This window comes from Methylobacterium sp. Ger2507, assembly GCF_055231875.1.
Map to the genome: position 1 here is coordinate 1,893,866 of NZ_JBUYVC010000001.1, position 25,139 is coordinate 1,919,004.

General features: G+C 68.3%; 22 protein-coding genes. 14 read left to right on the forward strand and 8 right to left on the reverse strand.

What is annotated here, in order from left to right; all coding sequences use genetic code 11:
- Positions 1 to 2 precede the first annotated feature (2 nt).
- From ACV7NL_RS08830 to ACV7NL_RS08840, 3 genes are read left to right on the forward strand one after another with little or no spacing between them, the layout of a single operon-like run.
- Positions 3 to 938 carry a DUF58 domain-containing protein gene (locus tag ACV7NL_RS08830; protein WP_463355438.1) on the forward strand — a complete coding sequence of 312 codons (936 nt, stop codon included), beginning with the start codon at positions 3 to 5 and terminating at the stop codon, positions 936 to 938.
- Positions 939 to 948: 10 nt separating this feature from the next.
- Positions 949 to 3,768, forward strand: coding sequence for a DUF4159 domain-containing protein (locus ACV7NL_RS08835; protein ID WP_463355439.1), 2,820 nt, complete (start codon positions 949 to 951; stop codon positions 3,766 to 3,768).
- A 28-nt stretch (positions 3,769 to 3,796) separates the two neighbouring features.
- The gene (locus ACV7NL_RS08840) at positions 3,797 to 5,881 is read left to right on the forward strand and encodes a hypothetical protein (RefSeq protein ID WP_463355440.1); all 2,085 of its coding nucleotides are present in this window, start codon (positions 3,797 to 3,799) and stop codon (positions 5,879 to 5,881) included.
- A gap of 4 nt (positions 5,882 to 5,885) precedes the next feature.
- Here ACV7NL_RS08840 and ACV7NL_RS08845 read toward each other — a convergent pair whose 3' ends face one another.
- From ACV7NL_RS08845 to ACV7NL_RS08870, 6 genes are all read right to left on the reverse strand, one after another.
- Positions 5,886 to 6,776 carry an alpha/beta fold hydrolase gene (locus ACV7NL_RS08845; protein WP_463355441.1) on the reverse strand — a complete coding sequence of 297 codons (891 nt, stop codon included), beginning with the start codon at positions 6,774 to 6,776 and terminating at the stop codon, positions 5,886 to 5,888.
- A 41-nt stretch (positions 6,777 to 6,817) separates the two neighbouring features.
- Positions 6,818 to 7,321: a GNAT family N-acetyltransferase gene (locus tag ACV7NL_RS08850; protein WP_056484360.1), complete on the reverse strand. Its 504-nt coding sequence runs from the start codon at positions 7,319 to 7,321 to the stop codon at positions 6,818 to 6,820.
- Entirely contained in the window at positions 7,318 to 8,421 is a 1,104-nt protein-coding gene (locus ACV7NL_RS08855) for a microcin C ABC transporter permease YejB (protein WP_056484367.1), read from the reverse strand. The genes ACV7NL_RS08850 and ACV7NL_RS08855 overlap by 4 nt, the downstream gene beginning before the upstream one ends.
- Before the next feature lie 10 nt (positions 8,422 to 8,431).
- Entirely contained in the window at positions 8,432 to 10,294 is a 1,863-nt protein-coding gene (locus ACV7NL_RS08860; protein ID WP_463357088.1) for an extracellular solute-binding protein, read from the reverse strand.
- Complete coding sequence (locus ACV7NL_RS08865; RefSeq protein ID WP_463357089.1) at positions 10,291 to 12,174, reverse strand: extracellular solute-binding protein; 1,884 nt, start codon at positions 12,172 to 12,174, stop codon at positions 10,291 to 10,293. The genes ACV7NL_RS08860 and ACV7NL_RS08865 overlap by 4 nt, the downstream gene beginning before the upstream one ends.
- 280 nt (positions 12,175 to 12,454) lie before the next feature.
- Positions 12,455 to 13,327 (reverse strand): c-type cytochrome, encoded by an 873-nt coding sequence (locus ACV7NL_RS08870; RefSeq protein WP_463355442.1) that lies wholly within the window; start codon positions 13,325 to 13,327, stop codon positions 12,455 to 12,457.
- 346 nt (positions 13,328 to 13,673) lie between these two features.
- Here ACV7NL_RS08870 and ACV7NL_RS08875 point away from each other — a divergent pair, with 346 nt between their 5' ends.
- From ACV7NL_RS08875 to ACV7NL_RS08895, 5 genes are all read left to right on the forward strand, one after another.
- Positions 13,674 to 14,417 (forward strand): 3-deoxy-manno-octulosonate cytidylyltransferase, encoded by a 744-nt coding sequence (locus ACV7NL_RS08875; protein WP_463355443.1) that lies wholly within the window; start codon positions 13,674 to 13,676, stop codon positions 14,415 to 14,417.
- A 24-nt stretch (positions 14,418 to 14,441) separates the two neighbouring features.
- Complete coding sequence (locus ACV7NL_RS08880; protein WP_463355444.1) at positions 14,442 to 15,299, forward strand: prephenate dehydratase; 858 nt, start codon at positions 14,442 to 14,444, stop codon at positions 15,297 to 15,299.
- 283 nt (positions 15,300 to 15,582) lie between these two features.
- A complete protein-coding gene (gene oxlT, locus ACV7NL_RS08885; RefSeq protein WP_463355445.1) occupies positions 15,583 to 16,872 on the forward strand; it encodes an oxalate/formate MFS antiporter in 1,290 nt (429 codons plus the stop codon).
- Between the two features lie 182 nt (positions 16,873 to 17,054).
- Entirely contained in the window at positions 17,055 to 17,255 is a 201-nt protein-coding gene (locus ACV7NL_RS08890; RefSeq protein ID WP_247635554.1) for a hypothetical protein, read from the forward strand.
- A 215-nt stretch (positions 17,256 to 17,470) separates the two neighbouring features.
- Positions 17,471 to 17,629, forward strand: coding sequence for a hypothetical protein (locus tag ACV7NL_RS08895; protein WP_463355446.1), 159 nt, complete (start codon positions 17,471 to 17,473; stop codon positions 17,627 to 17,629).
- An 88-nt stretch (positions 17,630 to 17,717) separates the two neighbouring features.
- Here ACV7NL_RS08895 and ACV7NL_RS08900 read toward each other — a convergent pair whose 3' ends face one another.
- Positions 17,718 to 18,443 (reverse strand): fused DSP-PTPase phosphatase/NAD kinase-like protein, encoded by a 726-nt coding sequence (locus ACV7NL_RS08900; protein WP_247635632.1) that lies wholly within the window; start codon positions 18,441 to 18,443, stop codon positions 17,718 to 17,720.
- A 222-nt stretch (positions 18,444 to 18,665) separates the two neighbouring features.
- Here ACV7NL_RS08900 and ACV7NL_RS08905 point away from each other — a divergent pair, with 222 nt between their 5' ends.
- The 3 genes from ACV7NL_RS08905 (at position 18,666) to ppa (ending at position 20,254) form a co-directional block, all read left to right on the forward strand.
- Positions 18,666 to 19,172, forward strand: a complete 507-nt coding sequence (locus tag ACV7NL_RS08905) for an N-acetyltransferase family protein (RefSeq protein ID WP_463355447.1) — start codon at positions 18,666 to 18,668, stop codon at positions 19,170 to 19,172.
- Positions 19,173 to 19,249: 77 nt separating this feature from the next.
- A complete protein-coding gene (locus tag ACV7NL_RS08910) occupies positions 19,250 to 19,579 on the forward strand; it encodes a hypothetical protein (RefSeq protein ID WP_056179828.1) in 330 nt (109 codons plus the stop codon).
- Between the two features lie 126 nt (positions 19,580 to 19,705).
- Positions 19,706 to 20,254 (forward strand): inorganic diphosphatase, encoded by a 549-nt coding sequence (gene ppa / locus ACV7NL_RS08915; RefSeq protein ID WP_056179832.1) that lies wholly within the window; start codon positions 19,706 to 19,708, stop codon positions 20,252 to 20,254.
- Between the two features lie 94 nt (positions 20,255 to 20,348).
- On the opposite strand, the gene ACV7NL_RS08920 is transcribed toward ppa, so the two are convergent.
- Positions 20,349 to 21,620, reverse strand: a complete 1,272-nt coding sequence (locus tag ACV7NL_RS08920; protein WP_463357090.1) for an FAD-dependent monooxygenase — start codon at positions 21,618 to 21,620, stop codon at positions 20,349 to 20,351.
- A gap of 281 nt (positions 21,621 to 21,901) precedes the next feature.
- Between ACV7NL_RS08920 and tesB the strand changes: the two genes are divergently transcribed.
- The 3 genes from tesB to ACV7NL_RS08935 all read left to right on the forward strand — a co-directional run bounded on the left by tesB (position 21,902) and on the right by ACV7NL_RS08935 (position 25,085).
- On the forward strand, positions 21,902 to 22,780 hold the full coding sequence (tesB, locus tag ACV7NL_RS08925; protein ID WP_056179836.1) for an acyl-CoA thioesterase II: 879 nt from the start codon (positions 21,902 to 21,904) through the stop codon (positions 22,778 to 22,780).
- Between the two features lie 357 nt (positions 22,781 to 23,137).
- Entirely contained in the window at positions 23,138 to 23,476 is a 339-nt protein-coding gene (locus ACV7NL_RS08930; RefSeq protein ID WP_056179837.1) for a P-II family nitrogen regulator, read from the forward strand.
- A gap of 103 nt (positions 23,477 to 23,579) precedes the next feature.
- A complete protein-coding gene (locus tag ACV7NL_RS08935; protein ID WP_056179840.1) occupies positions 23,580 to 25,085 on the forward strand; it encodes an ammonium transporter in 1,506 nt (501 codons plus the stop codon).
- Positions 25,086 to 25,139: the final 54 nt, after the last annotated feature.

The window sequence follows — 25,139 nt, forward strand, 5'->3', positions numbered from 1 at the left end:
GCATGGCGACTTTCCGGCCTGGCGGCGGCGCGACCCAGGTTCTCGACCGGAGCGCCCGCAATCCGGGACGCCGCGAGACCGAAAGCGCTCTCGCGCTGGCCGAGCGGATGCCACGTCTGATCCTCGAATCGCGCCGGGTGTCCTCGACACTGGCCCATGGCATCCACGGCCGACGTCGGGCCGGATCGGGCGAAAGCTTCTGGCAATTCAGGCCGTTCGTGGCCGGCGAGGCCGCCGCGCGCATCGACTGGCGCCGCTCGGCCCGCGACGACCGGCTCTATGTGCGCGAGCGCGAGTGGGAAGCCACCCACAACATCTGGTTCTGGATCGACCGCTCGGCCTCGATGGGGTTCGCCTCCCACTTGGCGCAATCCCCGAAGGTCGAGCGCGCTTTGGTCCTCGGCTTCGCACTGGCCGACGCATTGGTGGAGGGCGGGGAACGCACCGGCCTGCTTGGGCTCACCCGCGCAACGGCTTCCCGCCGCATCGTCGAGACCATGGCGCAGGCCCTGGTCGCCGACGCCAAGGGGCAGGATGACGACGCGCCGCCGCGCGCGACGCCCGGGCGGTTCGATGAGGCCGTACTGATCAGCGATTTCCTGTCGCCACCGGATGCCGTGAAGGCCTCCGTGGACCGCCTTGCCGGAAGGGGCACCCGCGGCCACCTCGTGATGATCGTCGATCCGGTCGAGGAGACCTTTCCGTTTTCTGGCCAGGCGGTCCTGCACGATCCCGAATCGAGCGTCAGCCTGAACGTCGGCGATGCCGGCGCCTGGGGCGAGGCCTACCGGGTCCGGATCGCCGCCCATCGCGATCGCCTCGCGGAGATCGCCCGCAGCCAGGGCTGGACCCTGACGATCCATCGCACCGACCGCCCGGCGAGCGAGGCGGCCCTGCGCCTCCTCACCCTCGTGGCGGCGGCGCGCGGGACCGGCTGAGGATCGCCGCATGCTCGGATTGCCCCTGACCTTCGCCGCGCCCCTGGCGCTCGCCGCTCTCATTGCCCTTCCGGCACTGTGGTTCCTGCTGCGGGTGACGCCGCCGCGCCCGCGCCGCATCGACTTCCCGCCGCTCGCGATCATGGCCGATCTGCTCGGTCGGCGTGAGACGCCGGCCCGGACCCCGCCCTGGCTCCTGATCCTGCGCCTTCTGGCGGCGGCCGCCCTGATCCTGGCGGTGTCCGGCCCGGTGTGGAATCCGTCCGGTACGGGGGCCGCGACGGGGCGCACACCGCTCCTCGTCATGCTCGACAACGGCTTCACCTCGGCTCACGATTGGCGCGAACGTCTCCGCGTTGCAACCGACGCGGTCGAGGGGGCGGCGCGCGACGGCCGGCCGGTGGCGGTGACCGCCCTGGCCGACCCGACGGCGCCCGTCGAGGCGAAGGTCCCGGCGGCTGCGCTCGAACGCCTGCGCGCCATCGCGCCGCGGCCGCACCTCGCCGACCGTGAGACGCATCTGCCGGCCCTGGCCGCGTTCCTGGAGCGCAGCCCCGCCGCCGCCATCCTGTGGATCAGCGACGGCGTCGCCGGTTCCGACGAGGACGTCTTCGGCAAGCGTCTGGGTGATCTTGTCGCCGCACGCGGCGCGTCCCTGACGATCCTGAAGGCCGACCGTCCACCGGCCTTGGCGCTGTCGGCAGCCGAGGCCAGCGGGCGGCTTACCGCTCATGTCCTGCGTGCCGGTCCGAACGGTCGTGACACCGGGCTGGTGCGCGCCCTCGATCAGAAGGGATTGCCGCTGGCTGAGCAGAGCTTCACCTTTGCGCCGGAGGCGTTCGACACCGAAATCGGGTTCGACCTGCCGGTGGAGCTGCGCAACAGCATCAGCCGGATCGAGATCGCTGCGGAGCGCTCCGCCGGTGCCGTGACGCTGGTCGACGAGCGCGGTAAGCGCCGGCGCGTCGGCCTCATCTTCGGCGGTACCAGCGATCAGGCCCAGCCACTCCTGGCGCCGACCTATTACCTGTCGCGGGCGCTGAGCCCCTACGCCGACGTGCAGGAGCCGCGTGGGGCCAAGAGCGTCGCCGAGTCGATCACCCAGCTCCTCGACAATCAGGTTTCTGTTCTCGTCCTGGCCGATGTCGGCGCGCTCGACGGACCGACCCTCGCCCGTGTCGAGCAGTTCGTGGACGAGGGCGGCCTCCTGCTACGCTTCGCCGGGCCACGCCTGGCCGCCGGCAACGATCCCCTGGTGCCGGTGCGCCTTCGCCGCGGCGGCCGGACTCTCGGCGGAACCCTGTCCTGGGACAGCCCGAAGACCCTCGCGCCTTTCGCCCCCGAGAGTCCCTTCGCGGGTCTGACGCCGCCGGCCGACATCGGCGTGCGTCGCCAGATCCTGGCCGAGCCCGACGGCGAGCTGCCGGGCCGGACATGGGCCTCGCTTCAGGATGGCACACCGATCGTCACCGCCCATAAGCGGGGCCAGGGTCTCGTCGTGCTGTTCCACGTCACCGCCGACACGACCTGGTCGAACCTGCCCCTGTCCGGCCTGTTCATCGACATGCTGCGCCGGGTGGTGAATCTCGCCGGCGCCAAGGCACTGCCGTCCGGCGATGCCGGGGCCCGGGCTACCGCCGTGCTGGCCCCGCGCCTCACCCTCGACGGATTCGGAGCGCTCGGCGCTCCGCCGGCCGGAGCGATCGCGGTCTCAGCCGATTTCAGCGAGCGGGCCACCCTGGAGCATCCGCCGGGCTTCTACGGCCCTGTCGATGGCGGCATCGCGGTCAACGCTCTGGCCCCCGCCGACCGGCTCAAACCTCTCGACTTCGCCGCCCTGTCCGACGCGCGCGTCGGGTCTCTGGCCGGCGCCGAAACCCTCGATCTGCGCGCCTCCCTCTTCACTCTGGCTCTGATGCTCCTCATTCTCGATACCCTTGCGGGCCTCTGGCTCAGCGGCTTCCTTCGGCGCGCACGGGGTTTCGTCTCGCGTCCGGCCGCGATCGTTCTGGCCGTTCTGGCGCTCGGTGCCCTGGTGGGCCTGCCCGGTCCTGTGCAGGCGCAGCAGGGCCAGACGGCGCGGGCGGGCGCCTTCGACTCGGCGCTAGCCACCCGCCTCGCCTATGTGGTGACCGGCGACGAGGCGGCCGACACCGCCAGCCGCGCCGGGCTTACGGGCCTGACCCAGATGCTGGCGAGCCGCACCGCCCTGGAGCCGGGCGATCCGATCGGGATCGATCCCGCCAAGGACGAGCTTGCATTCTATCCGCTGATCTACTGGCCCATCGTGGCTGGACGTCCGCAGCCGAGCGAAGCCGCGATCCGCCGTATCGACGCCTTCATGCGCAACGGCGGCACCGTGATCTTCGATACCCGCGACGCTCTCACCGCGCGGCCCGGCGGTCCGCCGACTCCGGAGGCGACCTACCTGCGCAAGATGTTGTCGACCTTGGAGGTGCCGGAACTCGAGCCGGTCCCACCGGATCACGTCCTGACCAAGGCGTTCTATCTCGTCGACAATTTCCCCGGCCGCTACGCGACCGGCCAGACCTGGGTCGAGACCCTGCCTCCGGCGGGGGAGGGCGCCGAGCGCCGTCCGGCGCGTGCGGGCGATGGCGTCTCGCCCATCGTCATCACGAGCAACGACCTCGCGGCTGCCTGGGCTGTGGGTAAGCGGGGCGAACCGCTCTACCCCATCGTCGGCGGCGACCAGCGCCAGCGCGAGATGGCTTTCCGGGGTGGCATCAATTTCGTGATCTACACCCTGACCGGCAACTACAAAGCCGATCAGGTCCATGTCCCCGCGCTCTTGGAGCGCCTGGGCCAGTGACACAACAAAAACTGGAGGCCCCGCGCCTATGCTGAGCCTCAGCTTCACGCCCCTCGTGCCCTGGCCGGTCCTGATCGGTTTCGGCATCCTGGTCGCGGTCTTCGCCGGTCTTGCGTTCCTGGCCCGCGGCCGGGTCGCGATTCTGCGGGCGCTGGCGCTCGCGCTGGTGCTGCTGGCGATCGCCAACCCCGCGCTGGTGCGCGAGGATCGCGAGCCCGTGAAGGACATTGCCGCCATCGTGGTCGACCGCTCGGGTTCGCAGGCGCTCGGTGATCGCCCGGCCATGACCGATGCGGTGCGGGCCGAATTGCAGCGCCGTTTCGGGGCACTCACCAACATCGAGCCGCGCTTCATCGAAGTGCCCGACGCCAAGGATGGCGACGAAGGCACCCGGCTGTTCACCGCCCTGTCTCAGGCTCTGGCCGATGTGCCAGCCGAACGGCTGGCCGGCGTCGTGATGCTGACGGACGGCGTCGTGCACGACATTCCAGCCTCGGTGGCGGCGCTGGGCCTCAAGGGTCCCCTCCATGTCCTCGTCACCGGCCACCCGGACGAGCGCGACCGCCAGGTCAAGCTGATCGAGGCGCCCCGCTTCGGCATCGTCGGGCGCGACCTCACCATCCGGGCCGAGGTGATGGAGCGCGGTGGAACCGGCAGCGCCGCCGTCACCGTGCGTCGCGACGGCGAGGAGGTCGGGCGCCGAACCTTCCCTACCGGCCAGCCCTTCTCCCTCACCATGCGGATCGAGCATGGCGGTCCGAACGTCGTGGAGATCGAGGTCGAGCCCCTGCCGGGCGAACTGACCACCATCAACAACCGCGCGGTCCTGCCCATCGAGGGCATCCGCGAGAAGCTGCGCGTACTCCTCGTCTCGGGAGAGCCGCACCAGGGTGAGCGTACCTGGCGCAACCTGCTGAAATCCGACGCCAACGTCGATCTCGTTCACTTCACCATTCTGCGGCCGCCCGAGAAGCAGGACGGCACGCCGATCTCCGAACTCTCCCTGATCGCTTTCCCGACGCGCGAGCTGTTCGTTCAGAAGATCAAGGATTTCGATCTCATCATCTTCGACCGCTACGCCAACCAGAGCGTGCTGCCTTCGGCCTATTTCGACAACATCGTCCGTTACGTCCGCGAGGGCGGGGCCCTGCTGATCGCCGCCGGTCCCGAATTCGCCTCGTCCGCCAGCCTCGCGCGCACGCGGCTGGCCGCGATCCTGCCCGGCGAGCCGAACGGGAGGGTGATCGAGCAACCCTACAAGGCGGCGCTGACGAACATCGGAAACCGCCATCCCGTGACCCGGGCCCTGCCGGGGTCGGAAGCCTCGCCGCCGGCCTGGGGCGACTGGCTCCGTATCGTCTCGACGCAGGTGAGGCCGGGCATTCAGCCGATCCTGCAGGGGCCGAACGCCCTGCCGTTGCTGGCCTTGTCGCGTGAGGACAAGGGTCGCGTCGCCCTGCTCACTTCGGACCATGCCTGGCTCTGGGCACGCGGATATCAGGAGGGGGGCCCCTATCTCGACCTGCTGCGCCGCCTCGGCCACTGGCTGATGAAGGAGCCGGCTCTGGAGGAAGAAGCCCTGCGGGCTCAGACCACGGGCCACGGTCGCGAGGTCCGCGTCGAGCGCCAGACCATGGCCGACACGGCCGAGCCCGTCACCGTCACGGGTCCGACCGGCAGCCAGCGCACCTTGACGCTGATGCAGGGCGAGCCCGGGCTGTTCTCCACTACCTTCGAGGCGACCGAACTCGGCCTCCATACCCTCCGATCCGGCAGCCTCGTCGCCTTCGTCAGTGTTGGGCCACCCAACCCGCGCGAACTCGCCGACGTGTTCAGCGACACCGATCGGCTGAAGGCCCTCGCGGAGGGCACCGGCGGCTCGATCCGCCGCATCGCCGATGCCGCCGGCGGCTCGGTGGTGCCGCGCCTGCAATCCGTCCGCAGCGGCCGCCTCAGCGGCGCCGACTGGATCGGCTTCCGCCCCAGCGACAGCGCCAACATCCGCGGCATCGAAGTCTATCCCTTGGCGCTCGGCCTCTGGGCGCTCGTCGCCCTGGCCGGCGCCGTCCTGGCGATGTGGCTGGTGGAGGGCCGGCGCGGGCGGGCGGCGTGAAGCCTCACGCTGGCAGCCCCGCGAAAAACCCGGCGATCTCGGCAGCGGCCCGGTCGGGGTCCTCGCGATGGGGAAAGTGCCCCACGCCGGGCAACGGTGCGAGGTCGAGATCCGAAAAGGTCTCGCCGAGGCGGTCCGTCCAGGCATAGGGAAAGAGCGGGTCGGACTCGCCCCAGCGGACGCAGGTCGGCACCGTGATCGGGGGCAATGCGGGCGTCTCGCCCCGGATCATCGCCAGGCGGCCGGCCTGTGAACTGACGTACCAGTTGAAGCCGCCCTGGAGGTTGCCGGGCGCGAGGAAGTTGTCCGTGAAGGCCTCCAGCACGGCGTCGAAGGCGGATGGGTTGCCGCCGGCCCAGTGGCGCAGGAAGTGACCGATATAAAGCCGACAGCCTTCGCGCGAGGCGCCGACCTGCGCCGCCGCGAACGGCTTCACGTGGTAGGACTGATACCAGATTTCGGCGAGCATCCCGGGAGCCGCAAGGCGCGGACCGATGCCCGGGTAAGGGCAGTTGAAGGTGAAGAGCCCGGTCAACCGATCCGGGGCCGCCCGGGCCAGCGCCTGAACCACGGAGGCCCCGACATCGTGGCCGACGATGCCGACGCGGTCGAGGCCGAGGGCGTCGAGCAGCGCCACCACATCGGCGGCATGGACCTCCGCGCCCGCCTTGTCGGACGGCAGTGGATCCGGCTTCTCGCTGGCGCCGAAACCGCGGAGATCCGGTGCGATGCATTCGAAACGGTCGGCGAGGCGCCGCATCACCGGCTCCCAGGTCAGCCAGAATTCCGGCCAGCCATGCAACAGCACCAGTGGCCGGCCCTGGCCGAGGCGCGCGACGTGGAGCGCGATGCCGTTGGCCGTGATCGTGTCGTGCCGAATTCCGGTGTGATCCATCGCGTCGACTCCCTGCGACGCCGAAGGCCGCGTCAGACGGGTCAACGCGTCCGGAGGGCGGTGACGTTCCCCGAGACGGCCTCGGCCGCGCCTGGACGCAATGCGCGCCACAGGAAGCGCGCGGGATCGACGGGGGAGGGCGGAAGGAGACGCCCGGGCGGGATCGGCGCGAAACCGAAGCGCCGGTAATACGGTGCGTCGCCGATGAGGATCACGAGGCCGTGGCCGGCTGCCGTCGCCGCGTCGAGACAGGCCGTCATCAGCGAGGCGCCGATACCCCGCCCCTCGAAGCTCGGATCGACGGTGAGGGGCCCCAGCACCAGGAGCGGACCGACGGCTTCGGCCGGGCCGACCCGGACCGAGCCGACGAGGTAGGTGCCCACCAGGGCGGTGAAGCACAGATCGGCCACCGGCCGCGTGCCCTCGCGCAGGCGATAGGCGGTGCGGGCGAAGCGGCCGGGGCCGAAGGCACGCGCATGAAGCCGCTCGATCGCGTCTGCGTCCCCGGGGTGCTCGTGTCGGATGACGAGAGGAAGGGTGGTCACGTCGCCCGGGCCGAGAAGTCGATGCGTGGGTCGATCCAGGTGTAGATCAGGTCGGAGAGCAGGTTCACCGCCAGCCCGAGCAGGGAAAAGATGTACAGGGTCGCGAACACCACCGGATAGTCGCGCCCGACGATCGAGGTGAAGGACAGCAGCCCGAGCCCGTCGAGGGAGAAGATCGTCTCGATCAGCAGCGATCCCGTGAAGAAGGCCGAGATGAAGGCCGCCGGGAAGCCCGCGATGACGATCAGCATGGCGTTGCGGAAGACGTGCCCGTACAGCACCCGGCGCTCGGACAGACCCTTCATCCGGGCGGTGATCACGTATTGCTTGCGGATTTCGTCGAGGAAGGAGTTCTTGGTCAGCAGGGTCGAGGTCGCAAAGGCGCCGAGCACCAGGGCGGTGAGCGGCAGCGTCATGTGCCAGGCGTAATCGACCGCTTTGCCCCACAGGCTCAGGGATTCGAAGTTCTCGCTGGTCAAGCCCCGGATCGGGAAGATCTGCACGAACGAGCCGCCGGCGAACAGAATGATCAGCGCGATGCCGAACAGGAAGCTCGGTATCGCATAGCCGATGATGACGATGGTCGAAGTCCAGAGGTCGAAGCGCGAGCCGTCGTGGACGGCCTTGCGGATCCCGAGTGGAATCGAGATCGCGTAGGAGATCAGCGTCATCCACAAGCCGAGCGAGATCGACACCGGCAGGCGTTCGCGGATGAGCTGCAGCACCGATACATCGCGAAAGTAGCTGTTGCCGAAATCGAACCGGGCGTAGTCCCAGATCATCTTGGCGAAGCGCTCGGGGGCCGGTTTGTCGAAGCCGAATTGCTGCTCGAGTTTCTTGATGAAGGCCGGGTCGAGCCCCTGCGCGCCGCGATAGCGGGCGCTCGCGTCGCCGCTTCCGGCACTTCGCGCCGCGCCTCCGAGATCTCCGGCCCCGCCGCTGACCCGCGACAGGCTGCCTTCGTTCTGCCCCTGCAACTGCGCCAGCACGCGTTCCACCGGCCCGCCTGGGGCGAACTGCACGATGACGAAGGTGATGAGCATGATCCCGAAGATGGTCGGGACCATCAGGGCGATGCGGCGCAGGATGTAGCCGAGCAAGGGAGGATCCTCAGGTTCGGCCGATGCGCCGCGCCTTGGTGGCATCGTACCACCAGACGCCCGGCGCGCCGAGATCGTAGGTCGGCCCCTTGGCGGGCCGGCCGTAGACGTCCCACAGCGCCAGCCGGTGATCGGCCTTGTACCACATCGGCACCCAGTAGCGGCCGGAGCGCAGCACCCGGTCGAGGGCCCGCGCGGCGTGGACCATGTCGGCGCGCGAGGTCGCTTCCGTCACCCGCTCGATAAGCGCGTCGATGGCCGGGCTGGTGATGCCCGCCAGGTTGTTCGATCCCGGTGTGCCGGCGCTGCGCGATCCGTAGGCTTCGCGCAGTTCGGGACCGGGCGTCAGCCCGCTGCCGAATCGGCGGGCGGTGAGATCGAAGTCGAAATCCTTGACGCGGGCCTGATATTGCGACGGATCCACCAGCCGGATGCTGGCGCGGATGCCGATCAGACCGAGATTGCGGATGAATGGCTGCGTCACCGGCTGGAACACCGGGTCGTTGTCGAGGAACTCGATTTCCAGGGGCTTGCCGGAGGGCAGGCGGACCACTCCCCCGTCTCGGGTGCAGCCCGCCTCGCGCAGGAGCGCCACGGCGCGGCTGAGGAGGGCGCGATCCTGGCCCGAGCCGTCGGATGCGGGTGGGCTCCAGGCCTCGCCGAACACCTCGGCCGGCAGATCGCCGCGCAAGGGATCGAGGAGGGCCAGTTCCTCGGGCGCGGGCCGGCCGGTGGCCTTCAGCTCAGAGTTCTCGAAGTAGGAGACGGTGCGCAGGTAGGCGCCGTACATCAGGTTGGCATTCGACCAGTTGAAGTCGAAGCACAGGCCGATCGCCTCCCGGATGCGGGGATCGCGAAACGCCTCCCGGCGGGTGTTGATCCACCAGCCCTGCGTACCCGAGGGCCGCGCATCCGGCACCACCTCCTTGCGGACGCGGCCCTCCTGCGCGGCGGGGAAGTCGTAACCCGTGGCCCAGACCCGTGCGGTGAACTCCTCCCGGAAGGTGAAGGCACCGCCCTTGAAGGCCTCGAAGGCCACCTGACGGTCGCGAAAATACTCGTACCGGATGGCGTCGAAATTGTTCTGGCCGACATTCACCGGCAACTCGGCGCCCCAATAGTCCTTGACCCGCTCCAGCTCGATGAAGCGGCCTGCCTCCAGGCGCCCGACCTGATAGGGACCCGAGCCGAGAGGCGGCTCCAGGGAGGAGGCCTCGAAATCGCGCTTGGCATAGTAGGCCGCCGAGAACACCGGCAGGGTGGCGACGAAGAGCGGCAGGTCGCGGCTGCGGCCTTTCGCAAAACGGAGCACGATCGTGGCGTCGTCCTCGGCGACCGCCTCGTCGAGATCGCGGATCACCTGCGCGATCTCGGGGTGGCCCTTCTCCTTGAGGAGGCGCATCGACGCCGCCACGTCGTGGGCGGTGAGGCGCGAGCCGTCGTGGAAACGCGCCTGCGGCCGCAAGGCGAAGCGGTAGGTCAGGCCGTCTTCTGAGATCTCCACCGAGCGGGCGAGGAGGCCATAGAGCGCATCCGGCTCGTCCAGCGCCCGCACCATCAGGGAATCGAAGGTCAGGTTCATGCCGGCGGCGCCGTCACCGCGCAGGACGTAGATGTTCAGGGTGTTGAAGGTATCGGAGGCCTGGTTGCCCAGGGTGGAGGCGAGTTGCGCCGAGAACCGGCCGCCACGCGGCGCATCCGGATTGACGTAGTCGAAATTCGGGAAGTCGGCAGGGTATTTCAGGTCGCCGAAGCTCGACAGGCCATGACTGGTGCGGACCGCTGCGCGGACCGGTGCCGGCAGCACCAGGGAAACCCCGAGGGCGCCGGCCCCCGCGACAACGGCGCGGCGGGTCGGGCAGCCGACGCTCACCGTGGTGCCCCGGTCTTCGCAGCCAGTGCCTCGTCGTACCACCACGTCGCCGGGAAGCCCGAGCTACCGTATTTCGGCAGCACCGCCGGATGGCCGAAACGGTTCCAGCGCAGGGTGCGCGAGACGTTGGAGCCCCATTGCGGCACCACGTAATTGTGAGCCAGCAGCACCCGGTCGAGGGCATGCGTCGCCGCGAGGACACCCGGCCGATCCTTGGCGAAGATCACCTTCTCCACCAGAGCATCGATGGCCGCGTCCTTGATGCCGATGAGGTTGCGCGAACCGGGCTTGTCGGCGGCGGCCGAGCCCCAGAACTCGCGCTGCTCGTTGCCCGGCGACAGCGATTGCGGCCAGGAACTCGTGGTGATGTCGAAGTCGAAGGCGCGCAGGCGGTTCTGGTACTGAGCCTGGTCGATCACCCGCAGGCTGCTATTGATGCCGATCAGCTTCAGCTGCGCCGCGAACGGCAGCACGACCCGTTCGAACACGCTCTGGAATTCCAAAAACTCGACGGTAAGCGGTTCGCCGCTCTTCACGTCGGTCATCTGGCCGTTGCGCAGCTCGTATCCCGCCTGCTTCAGCAGACCGACGGCCTCGCGCAGGTTGGCCCGCACGGCTTCCGGGCTGCCGTTCACCGGGTTGGTGTAAGGGGTGGTGAAGACCGAGGCTGGGACCTTATCCTTGACGCTCTCCAGAATCGCCAACTCATCGCCCTGGGGGAGCCCCGAGGACGCCAGCTCCGATCCGAAATAATAGGAGTCGATGCGCTTGTAGAGGCCGAAGAACAGCGACCGGTTCATCTCCTCGAAGTTCATCGCGAGGTTGAAGGCCCGGCGCACCCGCGGATCGCTGAACTTCGCCCGGCGGGTGTTCAACACGAAGGCCTGCATGGTGCCGTTGCCGCGATCGGGGAATTCCTCCTTGATCAGGCGGCCCTCCTTCACGGCCGGGAAGGTGTCGTAGGCGGTGGCCCAATTCCGGGCGATGTTCTCGGCCCGGAAATCGAACAGGTCGCCCTTCAGAGCCTCGATCAGCACGGTGGCATCGCGAAAATACTCGTTGCGCATCGTGCCGAAGTTGTTGCGGCCGACGTTCACCGGCAGGTCCTTGCCCCAGTAATCCGCTACCCGTTCGTAGGTGGCGCTGCGCCCGGCCTCGAATTTTGCCAAGCGATAGGGGCCGGAGCCGAGGGGGATCTCCAGGGTGGTCTGCGTCGGATCGCGCGGTTTCCCCTGCGCATCCGTGCCGGTCCACCAATGCTTGGGCAGCACACGGAGCTGGCCGAGCACCTGCGGCAGTTCGCGGTTGCCCGCCTCCGAGAAGGTGAAGGTGACTTCCCGCGGGCCGGTGACAGCCGCCTTGGTCACGGTCTGATAATAGGCCGAATAGAACGGGCTGTTGGCCTTCAGGATGTCGAAGGACCAGACCACGTCATCCGGCGTGATCGGCTGGCCGTCATGCCACTTCGCCCCGTCGCGAAGGCGATACGACACCGAGGAGAGATCGTCGGCGAGGCGCACACCGTCGGCCAGGAGGCCATAGGAGGTGAACGGCTCGTCGGCCGATTCCGTCATCAGGGTATCGTAGATCTGAAGGACGCCGCCTTCCAGATCGCCCTTCAGGCCCGAGACGACGTAGTTGAAATTGTCGAAGCCGCCCTGGGCGCCAAGGCGCACGAGACCGCCCTTCGGGGCGTTCGGGTCGGCATACTCGAAATGCTTGAAGTCGGGGCCGTATTTCGGCGCGCCCATCAGGGTGATCGCGGGGAGCCAATCGCCCTTCGGCGTGGCGGCCGGCGGATCGGGCTCGGCCCTGGCAGGCAGGCCCAGGGCCAGGAAGGCGAGGGCGGCGAGGAGGCGTCCGATCAGGGCTGTTCGCATCACGGGCAGGCGGTCTCCGGATTCCGGGGGCGCGGTCCCATCGCCTCACCGGCGACGGCAGGCGGGTGTTCTAGGACGGACGGGCGGCGAACGCCAAGCCGGCGCGTGCGCGCAGGAGAAGTTGGCGCGTGCGCGCAGGAGAAGTTGGCGCGTGCGCGAAGCACTCAGGGGGGCCGTGCGGCAGGACGAGCGGTGACCCTCTCGGATGGATGCGAGCACGGCGGCAAACAAAAAAGGCCGGGCGATGCCCGGCCTTCTCCCGTCTCGCAATCTGCGGGGATTATTGCTGCGCGGGCTTCTCGGCCGGAACGGTCGCGGCCGGTGCTGGCGGCGCGGCTGGGGCAGCCCCGACCGGCGTGTCGTCGGCCGGCTTCACGGAGGCGGGCGGGTTCGCCTTCTCGCCTGCGACGGTGGGCTGGGCGGCGGTCGCCGGGTTGTTGACCTCGGGCTTCTGATCTTCGGTCGGCTTCGCGCCATCGGCGGGCTTCGGCGTCTGCTCGCGACGAACCTCGGCGGCGGGCTTCGAATCCGGCGCAGGCTTGGCCTCGGTCGGCTTATCGGCCGGCTTATCCGCTGGCTTGGCTTCTGCCGGCTTGTCGCCCTCTGCCTTCGCCTCGGCAGCCGGCAATGGGGCCGGGGTGTCGGCAAGGCTGCGCAGATAGACGATCACGTCGGCCCGTTCGGTCGGCGAGGTGATGCCCGCGAAGGCCATCTTGGTCCCGGGGACGTAACCCTTCGGGTTGGCCAGGAAATGGTCGAGTTCGTCGTAGGTCCAGGTGCCGCCCTTCTCCTTCAGCGCGGCCGAATATTCGAAGCCCGGCTCATGCGCCCGCTGGCGATCGACCACGCCCCAGAGATGGGGGCCGACCTTGTTGGGGCCACCCTTCTCGAAGCTGTGGCATGAGGCGCATTTCTTGGCCGCGGACTGTCCCTTGTCGACGGTGGCGCTGGCGAGCCGGATCGGCAGAGGCTCGACCTTCGCCTCGGGTGCCCCACCGCCGGCGGCCTTCGGCTGCGGTTCGGGGAGCGCGTAGCCAGCGTTGCCGGCAGGCTTCGGGTGATAGATCAGTTCGGCAACGAAGCCCGACCCTACGGCGAACAGCAGCGCGCCCAGCGCGGCACCCGCGACCTTGTTCAGCTCGAAAGAGTCCATTCTCGACAACTCCGGTGCGGCCGGCCTGAGGGGGAGAATTCAGGGCGAAGTCCAGCGCGTGGATGCGGCGGACTTTGGAAACGCTCGAGGGTGCTTAACTGCTGAGGCCCGACCTTGACAATGGTGGAGTCGCGCTTCGCGGAGTCGCAGAGACCTGGGTGTCGCCTCCATCCCTCACTTGTTGAGACTCGGTCGTGCGGAACGGGTTCCCGAAGCCCGTTTCCCGCATCCGGGGTTCGAGGCGAGATGATGCGCTTCGCGCCACGGCATCGCTGCGCGCCACGGCATGACATCGCGTACCGCCACTGTTAAGCACCGGGCTCATCCGGAACAGGACCTTGCACTGATGTCCGATCCCATCGTCCTCATTCCCGCGCGCATGGCCGCGACCCGCCTGCCCAACAAGCCGATGGCCGACATCGCCGGCGAGCCGATGATCGTGCATGTCTGGCGCCGGGCCGTCGAATCCGGCATCGGCCCGGTCGTGGTCGCCACCGATACGCCGACCATCGTCGAGACCATCGAGGCCGTCGGCGGCCTCGCGGTGCTGACTCGGGCCGATCATCCCTCCGGCTCCGACCGCTTGGCGGAGGCCCTGGACATCATCGATCCGCAGGGCAACCACGATGTCGTGGTGAACGTGCAGGGCGACCTGCCGACCATCGATCCCGGGATCATCGGGGCCGCGATCCTGCCGCTGATGGACCGTACGGTAGACATCGCCACCCTCTGCGCGGTGATTACCGACGAGGCCGAGCGGCACGACCCCAACGTGGTCAAGCTGATCGGCCACACCGTCGGCACGCGCCGCTTGCGGGCGCTTTATTTCAGCCGCGCCACGGCGCCGTGGGGGGAGGGGCCGCTCTATCACCACATCGGCCTCTACGCGTATCGCCGAAAGGCGCTCGCGCGCTTCATGGCGCTGCCGCCCGGCGAGCTCGAGACCCGCGAAAAGCTGGAGCAGCTCCGCGCCCTCGAGGCCGGCATGCGAATCGATGCCATCATCGTCGACGACCTGCCGCTCGGTGTCGACACCCCCGCCGACCTGGAGCGGGCGCGCGCCATCCTGTCGGCCCGCCGCCTGAACTGACCGCACGCGAGAGACCTGCCCGCCATGCCCCACCACACCATCTCCTACCAGGGTGAGCCCGGCGCGAATTCCCATATCATCTGCGCCCAGGCCTATCCGGACTGGACGCCGCTGCCGTGCCCGACCTTCGAGGACGCCTTCGCGGCGGTGAAGGAGGGCCGGGCGGACCGGGCGATGATCCCCATCGAGAATTCGATCGCGGGCCGTGTCGCCGACATTCACCACCTCATCCCGACCTCGGGCCTGCACATCGTGGCCGAGCACTTCCTGCCGATCCATTTTCAGCTGATGGTGCTGCCCGGGACGCCGGTCGAGACCATCCGCACCGTGCACAGCCACGTCCACGCCCTCGGACAGTGCCGGAAGATCATCCGGCGCCTCGGGGTCCGCGCCATCGTCGCCGGCGACACCGCCGGGGCGGCGCGGGAGGTGGCGGAGGCGGGCGATCGGACGCGCGGCGCCCTGGCTCCGGCCCTCGCCGCCGAGGTCTACGGCCTCGACATCCTGGAGCGCGACGTCGAGGACGAAAGCCACAACACCACCCGCTTCGTGGTGTTCTCGCCCGAGCCGGAGCCGGTCGCGGCGGAAACCGGTCCCATCGTCACGAGCTTCGTGTTCCGGGTCCGCAACATCCCGGCGGCCCTCTACAAGGCGCTCGGCGGCTTCGCCACCAACGGCGTCAACATGTCGAAGCTCGAGAGCTACATGGTCGAGGGCCAGTTCTCGGCGACGCAGTTCTATGCCGAGGTCGATGGCCATCCGGAGGAGCCGGGCCTGTCGCGCGCGCTGGCCGAACTCGCCTACTTCTCGCGCGAGGTCCGCATCATCGGGACCTATCCGGCCCATCCCTACCGCGAGGCGAGCCGGGTCGCCGCCGAGTAGCGTTCGCATCGTCGGCAGCATGATGAAGCGCTGTCCCTGGATCGCGTTCGGAAACCGCTGCGGAGCGTGAGACGCGCCGCAGCGTCCGGGCCGGCAGGCCCTAAAACACCACAGGATGTCCTGCCGTCGTGCAGGATCGTGCACAACGAAGCCGTGAGGCGCCCCGCCGGAACGCGCAACACGAGCAAACTAATAATCTAATCCCTGGTATATTGCATACAAAGAATTTTGGTGCATGCTGTCCCGGTCGGTCGTTCAAGAACCGATCAAGAAGGAATCCGGGATGGAACGTCAGGACCCAGCGTCCGCCAAGTGGTGGCAACTCGCCTTCGGCGTGCTGTGCATGGCGATGATCGCCAACCTCCAGTACGGGTGGACTCTTTTCGTCGACCCGATCGATGCCAAGTTTCACTGGGGTCGTACCGCGATCCAGTTCGCTTTCACGGTTTTCGTCGCTACCGAGACGTGGCTCGTGCCGGTGGAGGCCTGGTTCGTCGACCGTTATGGTCCGCGCCTCGTGGTCTGCTTCGGCGGCGTGATGATCGCGCTGTCTTGGTTCCTCAATGCCCATGCGGATTCCCTCGTCGTGCTGTACGCGGCGGCCGTCATCGGCGGTATCGGGGCGGGCTCTGTCTATGGCACGTGCGTGGGCAACGCTCTGAAGTGGTTTCCCCATCGGCGCGGGCTCGCTGCCGGTGCCACGGCGGCCGGTTTCGGCGCCGGTGCGGCTGTTACCGTGATCCCCATCGCCAACATGATCCGCGACTCCGGCTACCAGGACGCCTTCCTGACCTTCGGCCTCGGCCAGGGTGCCATCGTGGTTGCTCTGTCGTTCCTCCTGCGCAAGCCGTCCCTCGCGGCGCCGGTGCAGCGCAAGACCGTCCGGTTGCCCCAGACCCGGGTCGACCGGACCCCGCGCGAGGTGGTGCGCACGCCCGTCTTCTGGCTGATGTACGCCATCTTCGTCATGGTGGCTTCGGGCGGCCTGATGGCGGCGGCGCAGATCGCTCCGATCGCCCACGACTTCAAGGTCGCGGACGTGCCCGTCAGCCTGTTCGGCCTACAGATGGCGGCGCTGACCTTCGCGATCTCCCTCGACCGCATCTTCGACGGCTTCGGACGCCCGTTCTTCGGCTTCGTCTCGGATCATCTCGGGCGCGAAAACACCATGTTCATCGCCTTCTCGATCGCCGCTCTGGCGATCGTGACCCTGCTGACCTACGGTACCCAGCCGCTCGTCTTCGTGTTCGCCACGGCGGTGTATTTCGGGGTGTTCGGGGAGATCTACTCACTGTTCCCGGCCACCTGCGGCGACACCTTCGGATCGAAATTCGCCACCACCAATGCCGGCCTGCTCTACACCGCGAAAGGGACGGCCTCGTTCCTGGTGCCGATCGCCAGCGTGATCTCCGCCCGCTACGGCTGGTCGGCGGTGTTCGCGATCATCATCGGTCTCAATGTGGTGGCGGCGATCCTGGCGCTGTTCGTCTTGAAGCCGCTGCGTCTGCGCTTGTTGAGCGAGGAGCCGACGTCCGTGCCGGTGGTCGCGGCCCGTCCGATCCAGGCCGCCTGAGACACGCGGGCACCCGGGTGCCGAATTCCGGAGACCCGGGCGCCCGCTCCGACGCTGCAAAGCCGCGTAGGCGGAACGCGTCATCCCGTCCGTCCAGGCGGACGAATACCGTGGATGGTTCGAGATCCGCCATGAACCGAGTTTCGCCATGAACCGAGTCTCGCCAGGAATCGAGCTACGCCATGAACATCCCGGCTTTACTGACCCTGCAGACAGTCCCATTCGCCGCCATCGTGCTGTCGGGTCGGGAAGACAGGGACCTCTTCGCCGTCGTCTATCTTGCGGTGTTCGGCCTGATCCTGACGCTGGTGGTTCTCACCGGCGATCGAGTGGCCGACGCCCCGTCCTTCGCGGCCGAGATTCAGAGCCTGTCTGCCAACTGACGACCGCAGTGCGAAAAGACCGTGCCTCTTCTCATAGAGAGACTTGTGCCGGTGGCGGGCGAACTGTGCACGAGCGGCGTATCTTGTCACCCTGAGATCACGAAACAGTGCAGTGGCTGAGCCCTGTGCATGGCTGGTGTGTTGGATTTGGTATGCCACGGACAATGGTGCGGTGCCATATAAGGTCCATCGCACTCGCTCTGGGAAGCTCCCCGATGATCGCTCTTCTGGTTGTTGCCGCTATTGCCCTCAACGTCTCGCTGGTGTTCTACGCCGCCGACGCTCTGACGCCGAAGAACGGCCCGCTGTCGAAGTCCGGCCGATTCATCGCCAGCAACGAGAATGCCGCAACTGCGATCCGTCTCGCCGCCTGACGTGCGGGGGATCGTCGATCCCCTTGTTTCTCTGAAGCCCTTGATTGGAAACCCGCCCGGCATGGCCGCGGCGGGTTTTTGCGTACCGCTATTCGCGCTTGATGACCCGATCGACCACGAGATCGGACCAGAAGCCCGGCCGGAACGAGCGCGTGAGCGCCTCCGGATCGTAAACCGTCTCCACCCACGTCAGGAAGTCGAGGCCCTTCGTCTCGCCCTCGCGTCGGTAGAGCGTGAAGAAGGCATCGAGAATGCCGGTCTTGGCGAAGCGAAAATGGCCGTAGCGTGCGGAGAGCTGGCCCATCGCCTCCGCCACCGGTAGGTTCTCGTGCAGGATGAGGTAGAGGGCGGCGCCGAGGCCGGCGCGGTCCGCACCGGACTTGCAGTGCATGATCGCCGGGTACTCGACAGTGTCGAAGAACGCTTTCGCGGCCAGAATGGTCTCCCGCGACGGCGCCTCCCGAGAGCGCAGGACGAATTCGACCAGGGTCAGGCCCTGGCGCTCGCACGCCTCGCGCTGGAGCGGCCACGAACCGTGCTCGCGCCCGCCTCGCAGCGAGATCACCGTGCGGACGCCCTGGCGCTTGAACCAAGCCAACTGGTGCGGGCTCGGCTGGGCCGAGCGCCACAGCTTGCCCTGTCCGATCCGGTGCCGGTTCAGATAGGCGAGGCGGAACACGCCGTGGTCCACCAGCAGCATGTTCGCCCAGGCCTTGGCGCGCGACACCGGGCCGGCAATCGGGCGCTCGAAGCGCGCGATCCGCGCCATGCGCCGGGCGTAGCGGGTCTCGTACGAAAGGAAGCGGTTGAACACGGGGGCGGCGGGACCGAAGAGGCGGGGAGGGTGGGGAGGTGCGAGGCGGCTGATCTACCAGCGCGCGACAGCCGCGGCAAACGAGCGGTGGATCGCGGGGGCGAATCGGCATCGACCTTGCGAGGCCCGAGCCCGCCTTGTCTTCGCCCGGATCGTCGGCTCCGATGCGCGATCGACACCGATGCGAACCGTCTTTCGTCTCTTCGCGCGCGGAGACCCGTCATGCGTACGAGCACCATCAGCATCCGCCGCGCCCGCCCGGCCGACGTCGACCTTCTGGCGGACCTGTTCGACGAGACCTGGCGCGAGGCCTATCGCGGCATCATCCCGGGTGTCGCACTGGAGCGGATGATCTCGCAACGCAGCTCGCAATGGTGGCTCGGAGCTACCCAGCGCAGCCGACCGCTGGTCGTGGTCGAGCGGGAGAACGCGCTGGTGGCCTACGCGGTCTATGGACCGGCCCGCGGCCGAACCCTTCAGGCCCCCGGAGAGATCGACGAACTCTACGTGCGCCCGTCCTACCAGGGCCTCGGACTCGGCCGGCGCCTGTTCCGGGCCGTGTCCAACGACCTCGCCGACCATGGCCTCGCCCGGGTCGGGGTCTGGGCCCTGGAGGAGAACGATCGCGCCCGGACGTTCTACAGCGGGCTCGGCGGTGTCGAGATCGCCCGCGCCGTCGACCGGATGGCCGGAACGGTTCTGCCCAAAATCGGTTTCCGCTTCACCTGAACCGGCGGGACGCCCCGTCGCGACCGGTCGGCATCCGTTCCCCGGACCGGACCGTCGGGTGGGAAGTGGGGCTGCGGATGAGCGTGACGCCGGCGGATTGGGACAGGCGCGTCACGGCGCTGAGCGAGAAACTGCCGGACCGGGCGCGTCGCGCGGTGGATTGGCTGCGTGAGCCGTCTCGGTTCTGGATCCGCCTCGGCGCCGCCATCCTGTTCATCCTCGGCGGGATCTTCTCGATCCTGCCGGTTCTGGGTCTGTGGATGTTGCCGCTGGGCCTCGCGCTCCTGAGCCAGGACGTCCCGGCCCTCAAGGTGCCCCTGGAGCATGCCGCGCGCTGGCTGGAGCGCACCTGGGCGCGGCTGGCGGCGTGGTGGCGGCGGCGCTTCGGATCGTCGGACCGGCCCTGAGGCCGGACCCGACAATTTCGTGCAAACGTTGTGAGCCCTCGGGGAGGTGCGATTTCCTTCGCGGCGGAAGGGCTTTATGAGACGCCGCAACGGGGCTGGAATGCCCGCGCTTCCGGGAGCTAACAAATGATCATCGATGCGGTCTCGATCGGGAAAAACCCGCCGGACGACGTGAACGTCATCATCGAGGTGCCGATCGGTGGCGACCCGATCAAGTACGAGATGGACAAGGAAGCCGGCGCCCTCGTGGTCGACCGCTTTCTCTATACGGCGATGCACTACCCGGGCAATTACGGCTTCATCCCGCACACCCTCTCGGGCGACGGCGATCCGTGCGACGTGCTGGTGGCCAATACCCGCGCCATCGCACCCGGCGCGATCATCAGCGCCCGCCCGATCGGCGTGCTGGTGATGGAGGACAATTCCGGCGAGGACGAGAAAATCATCGCGGTACCGTCGCGCCATCTGACCATGCGCTACGACCGCATCGAAGATTACACCGACCTGCCCGACATCACGATCCACCAGATCCAGCACTTCTTCGAGCACTACAAGGATCTCGAGCCCGGCAAGTGGGTGAAGATCAAGCGCTGGGGCGGCAAGGACGAAGCTCACCGCCTGATCCTCGAAGGCATCGAGCGCGAGAAGGCCAGCAAGGCCGCCAAGGGCAAGTAAAGTCGAGGACGGAGAGGCCAAGCCGGTCTTCCCGGCTGACGGGTCGGCAACGCGGCGATCTTCCCGAAACCGGGAGGGTCGCCGTTTCGCTGTGTCAGAGGGCCTCGCCGCGCAGCAGGCGCGGCTGCGTCCCCCGCGCCGCGGCGGCCTCGCCGATGAACAGCCGCTTCAACCCCGGCAGCCGGTCGACCAGGCCGAGGCCGAGGTCGCGCGCCAGGCGCAGGGGCAGCAGGTCATTCGAGAACAGGCGGTTCAGCCCGTCCGTCACCGCCCCCATGGCCAGGGTGTCGAAGCGGCGCGCCCGCTCATAGCGCTTCAGCACGTCCGGGCTCCCGGGGTCGAGGCCGAGGCGGAGGGCGTCGGTCATCGCCTCGGCCAGCACAGCCGCGCCGGCGAGGCCGAGGTTCAAGCCTTGTCCGGCGATCGGGTGGATGACGTGGGCGGCATCGCCGAGGAGCGCCAGGCGCTCGCCCCGGAAGCTGCGGGCGAGGCCGAAGGCGAGGGAATGCGCGCTCGGTCCCCGCTCAAGCGCCAACCGCCCCAGATTGAGCCCGAAGCGACGCTCGATCTCGGCCAGGGTCTCTTCCGGGCCGCCTCCGGTCAGGGGCGGCACATCGGCCGCGCGCTCGGTCCAGACGATGGAGGAGCGATGCCCGAGCGTGCCGCCATCCACCAGCGGCAGGATCGCGAAGGGACCGCTCGGCAGGAAATGCTCGTAGGCCCGACCCTCGTGAGCGCGCTCATGGCCGATGGTGGCGACGAGCCCCATCTGTGGATAGGACCAGCCCACCCAGCCGATCTTGGCCGCTTCGCGCAGGCGCGAGCGCGCGCCGTCGGCAGCCACCAGGAGCGAGGCGTCGCGCGAACGGCCGTCGCTGAGCGACAGGCGGATGCGAGCGCCGTCCGGGACGGCCTCGACGATGCCGACGGGTTCGAGGACCACGCCCGCGGCCGCGGCTGCCTCCAGCAGGGCCGCCACCAACGGCTCGGCCTCTACCATGTGGGCGAAGGGGGCGCCGGCCTCAGCATCCTGCGCGAAGGTCAGGAACACCGGGCGGACCGGGTCGGACAGGCGGCTGTCGCTCACCACCATATCGTGGATCGGCTGCGCAGACCGGCTGGCGATGTCCCAGATTCCCAGGCGCTCGAACATGCGCCGCCCGCCAGCGGCGACCGCATAGGCCCGACCGGCATGTCGGGCGGCGCCGGCGCCGAGGCCGGGATCGCACACGGTGACCGACACGGCGGGGCCGTTGGCGCGCGCAAGCGCCAGGGCGAGCGTCAGGCCGGGAATGCCGGCTCCGGCGATCACCACGCTGCGCTGGTCCGCACGCTTCCTCGTTTCGACCGTGCCCGCCTGGATCATGCCCGCCTCGAATTCGCCCGCGCCGCCCATGGCAACCCCCGACATCCTCGCTGCCCGGAGTGCCACTCCTCGGTGCCGGGGGCAACGCACGAGGCCGACCTTCAGCCCGGACCTTATCGCCGCTGCGGCGGGCCTCGCCCGGTGGTCGGTACAGCCCACCGCGTCGCGTCCAGGATGCATCGGGGCACCTTGCCAGCGCGATCGTTCACATGTGAAGGGTCGGCCATGATCCTCGGGGGCGATCTCCCCGACAGGATCACGCGGGCGACCAGGGAAGCGGCATGGCAGGCATCGTCACCGAACTCCTCGACATCCTCGACCTGAAGCGCCTGGAGCCCGATCTCTATCGGGGCGAGAGCCTGCAGACCGGCTGGTTCCGGGTCTTCGGTGGGCAGGTCGTGGCCCAGGCCCTCGTCGCGGCCTCGCGCACGGTGCCGGAGACCCGGCCGCCGCACTCGCTGCACGCCTATTTTCTCCTGGGCGGTGACCCGAAGGCGCCCATCGACTACGCGGTCGAGCGCATCCGTGACGGCCGCAGCTTCGCCACGCGGCGGGTCGTGGCGCACCAGCACGGGCGCGCGATCTTCGCCATGTCGGTGTCCTATCACGATGCCGAGGAGGGTGCCGCCCACCAGGCCACCATGCCCGATGTTCCGCCCCCGGAGGATGTCCCCGAGGCGCCGGCCGTCACGGCCGAGGCCGCGCGCGAGGGCCTGACCATCCCGGCTCCCATTCTCTCGTATTTCGGACGCCGGCGGCCGATCGAATTGCGACCCGTCGAGATCGAGCGCTACCTGCGCCGGTCACCCCGCGAGCCGCGCTTCCATGTCTGGATGCGCGCGGTCGACCGCCTGCCCGATGATCCGGCGATCCATCGCACCGTCCTCGCCTATGCGTCAGACATGACGCTTCTCGACGCCACCCTGATCCCGCACGGGCAGACGGTGTTCGATCCTGAGATTCAGTCGGCGAGCCTCGACCACGCCCTGTGGTTTCATCGGCCGTTCCGGGCTGACGACTGGCTTCTCTACGCCCAGGACAGCCCCAGCGCCGAGGGGGCCCGTGGTTTCGCCCGCGGTCAGATCTTCACCCGAGACGGCACGCTGATCGCCTCGGTGGCCCAGGAAGGTATGATCCGGCCGCGCCGCGCCGAGGGTTGAGGCACCTTGCAGCCTAGGTCTTTGCCTCTGTTCTGCTGGTTATGCCTATTCTGTGAACGACATGCCTGCTTTGCGGGCAAACTTGGCCGGAAAAACGCCGCGTCCTAAATCAGCCGGCGGACACTTCTTGGGCAGATCGAGGCTCAGCGAAAAAGTTCCTCTGGCATAGTCCTTGAATATGGGTGGTCGAGCGCATGGGTCGGGAACGGCCCCTGCGTACCGGCGGGGTCGATCGTGTCGCGACGCGTGCGTGCGCCGGCCCGTGGCCTCCAGTCATGCAGGTTTGCACTCGCGCAAGGTCGCACTCGCGCAAGTTCCCATCCGCGAAATCCACTCGTAGCCAAAGGGGCGTCGCCCATGAAAATCGTGATGGCCATCATCAAGCCGTTCAAGCTGGAGGAGGTGCGCGACGCTCTGACCGGCATCGGCGTTCACGGCCTGACCGTGACCGAGGTGAAGGGCTACGGCCGTCAGAAAGGCCACACCGAGATCTATCGCGGGGCCGAGTATGCGGTGAGCTTCCTGCCCAAGCTGAAGATCGAGGTCGCGGTCGCCTCCGACCTGACGGGCAGCGTCATCGACGCGATCGCGGCGGCCGCCCGCACGGGCCAGATCGGCGACGGCAAGATCTTCGTTGTCCCCTTGGAGAAGGCGGTCCGCATCCGCACCGGCGAGACCGACGTCGACGCTCTCTGAGCGACGCTCGCCGAGGCAACGCCATACCCGGACGGTTCCGTCCGCCAGCCCCTGACACAATCCTTCACATCAGCATCGCACCGCGATCGGGAGTCTCGTTTCCATGAAGCTTCGCAATGCCCTGGCGCTCGGGCTGGGAGGCGCCGCGCTCGCCCTCCTGTTCATCGAGCCATCCCTCGCGCAGACCCCGACGACGGAGGCGATGACCGCTGCCGCCACCGCTGCGCCCGTCCCGAACAAGGGCGACACGGCCTGGATGCTCATCTCCAGCGCCCTGGTGCTGCTGATGGTCGTGCCCGGTCTGGCCCTGTTCTACGGCGGTCTCGTGCGCACCAAGAACATGCTCTCGGTGCTGACGCAGGTCTTCGCCATCGCCTGCATCTCCAGCCTCCTGTTCGTGATCTTCGGCTACAGCCTCGCCTTCACCAACGGCGGCGGCCTGAACGACTTCGTCGGCGGTCTGTCCAAGGCCTTCCTGAAGGGCATCGACGCGAACTCCACCGTCGCCACCTTCTCGAACGGCGTCGTGATCCCCGAATACGTCTACATCTGCTTCCAGATGACGTTCGCGATGATCACCCCGGCCCTCATCGTCGGCGCCTTCGCCGAGCGGATGAAGTTCTCCGCGCTGGTCGTGTTCATGATCCTCTGGACCACGCTGATCTACTTCCCGATGGCCCACATGGTCTGGTACTGGGGCGGCCCGGATGCGGTCGGCAACGCCGCAAAGGCACTGGCCGCCGCCACCGACGACGCCTCGAAGGCAACGGCTCAGGCCGCCCTCGACGCCGTGAACGCCGATGCCGGCCTGCTGTTCAAGTGGGGCGCCCTCGACTTCGCCGGCGGCACCGTGGTGCACATCAACGCCGGTATCGCTGGCTTCGTCGGCTGCCTCATGCTCGGCAAGCGCATCGGCTACGGCCGTGACCTGCTCGCCCCGCACTCCCTGACCATGACCTCGATCGGCGCCTCGCTGCTCTGGGTCGGCTGGTTCGGCTTCAACGCCGGCTCCAACCTCGAGTCCAACGGCACCGCCGCCATGGCGATGCTGAACACCTTCGTGGCCACGGCCGCCGCCGCCCTGTCCTGGCTGTTCGTCGAGTGGATGCTGAAGGGCAAGCCGTCGCTGCTCGGCATGCTCTCGGGCGCCATCGCGGGTCTCGTCGCCGTCACGCCGGCCGCCGGTTTCGCCGGCCCGATGGGCTCGATCGTCCTCGGCCTCGTCGCCGGCGCGGTCTGCTTCATCATGTGCTCCACGGTGAAGAACGCGCTCGGCTACGACGACTCGCTCGACGTCTTCGGCGTCCACTGCATCGGTGGCATCCTCGGCGCCATCGCGACCGGTATCCTGGTGAACACCGAGTTCGGCGGCGTCGGTCTGCCGGACTACACCTCCAAGCCCGGTGAACTCGCCGTCGGCGCCTACGAGACCGGCGCCGCCGTGATGAGCCAGGTCAAGGCCGTTGGCTTCACCATCCTGTGGTCCGGTATCGGCTCCGCCATCCTGTACAAGCTCGTCGATCTCACCATCGGCCTGCGCGTCACGCAGGACGAGGAGCGTGAAGGCCTCGACATCGCCGATCACGGCGAGCGCGCCTACAACTACTAGGATCGCGGGCGCTTCAGCCCACGGTTCGGAAGGCCCCGGTCCTCGCGACCGGGG

What these genes read in the sequence shown, in the direction of transcription:
- ACV7NL_RS08930 (WP_056179837.1), top strand. Translation starts at nt 23,138, where the DNA reads ATGAAAATCGTGATGGCCATCATCAAGCCGTTCAAGCTGGAGGAGGTG.
- ACV7NL_RS08845 (WP_463355441.1), bottom strand. Translation starts at nt 6,776, where the DNA reads ATGGATCACACCGGAATTCGGCACGACACGATCACGGCCAACGGCATC.
- ACV7NL_RS08840 (WP_463355440.1), top strand. Translation starts at nt 3,797, where the DNA reads ATGCTGAGCCTCAGCTTCACGCCCCTCGTGCCCTGGCCGGTCCTGATC.
- ACV7NL_RS08835 (WP_463355439.1), top strand. Translation starts at nt 949, where the DNA reads ATGCTCGGATTGCCCCTGACCTTCGCCGCGCCCCTGGCGCTCGCCGCT.
- ACV7NL_RS08880 (WP_463355444.1), top strand. Translation starts at nt 14,442, where the DNA reads ATGCCCCACCACACCATCTCCTACCAGGGTGAGCCCGGCGCGAATTCC.
- ACV7NL_RS08935 (WP_056179840.1), top strand. Translation starts at nt 23,580, where the DNA reads ATGAAGCTTCGCAATGCCCTGGCGCTCGGGCTGGGAGGCGCCGCGCTC.
- ACV7NL_RS08875 (WP_463355443.1), top strand. Translation starts at nt 13,674, where the DNA reads ATGTCCGATCCCATCGTCCTCATTCCCGCGCGCATGGCCGCGACCCGC.
- ACV7NL_RS08865 (WP_463357089.1), bottom strand. Translation starts at nt 12,174, where the DNA reads ATGCGAACAGCCCTGATCGGACGCCTCCTCGCCGCCCTCGCCTTCCTG.
- ppa (WP_056179832.1), top strand. Translation starts at nt 19,706, where the DNA reads ATGATCATCGATGCGGTCTCGATCGGGAAAAACCCGCCGGACGACGTG.
- ACV7NL_RS08890 (WP_247635554.1), top strand. Translation starts at nt 17,055, where the DNA reads ATGAACATCCCGGCTTTACTGACCCTGCAGACAGTCCCATTCGCCGCC.
- tesB (WP_056179836.1), top strand. Translation starts at nt 21,902, where the DNA reads ATGGCAGGCATCGTCACCGAACTCCTCGACATCCTCGACCTGAAGCGC.
- oxlT (WP_463355445.1), top strand. Translation starts at nt 15,583, where the DNA reads ATGGAACGTCAGGACCCAGCGTCCGCCAAGTGGTGGCAACTCGCCTTC.
- ACV7NL_RS08905 (WP_463355447.1), top strand. Translation starts at nt 18,666, where the DNA reads ATGCGTACGAGCACCATCAGCATCCGCCGCGCCCGCCCGGCCGACGTC.
- ACV7NL_RS08910 (WP_056179828.1), top strand. Translation starts at nt 19,250, where the DNA reads ATGAGCGTGACGCCGGCGGATTGGGACAGGCGCGTCACGGCGCTGAGC.
- ACV7NL_RS08870 (WP_463355442.1), bottom strand. Translation starts at nt 13,327, where the DNA reads ATGGACTCTTTCGAGCTGAACAAGGTCGCGGGTGCCGCGCTGGGCGCG.
- ACV7NL_RS08920 (WP_463357090.1), bottom strand. Translation starts at nt 21,620, where the DNA reads ATGATCCAGGCGGGCACGGTCGAAACGAGGAAGCGTGCGGACCAGCGC.
- ACV7NL_RS08895 (WP_463355446.1), top strand. Translation starts at nt 17,471, where the DNA reads ATGATCGCTCTTCTGGTTGTTGCCGCTATTGCCCTCAACGTCTCGCTG.
- ACV7NL_RS08830 (WP_463355438.1), top strand. Translation starts at nt 3, where the DNA reads ATGGCGACTTTCCGGCCTGGCGGCGGCGCGACCCAGGTTCTCGACCGG.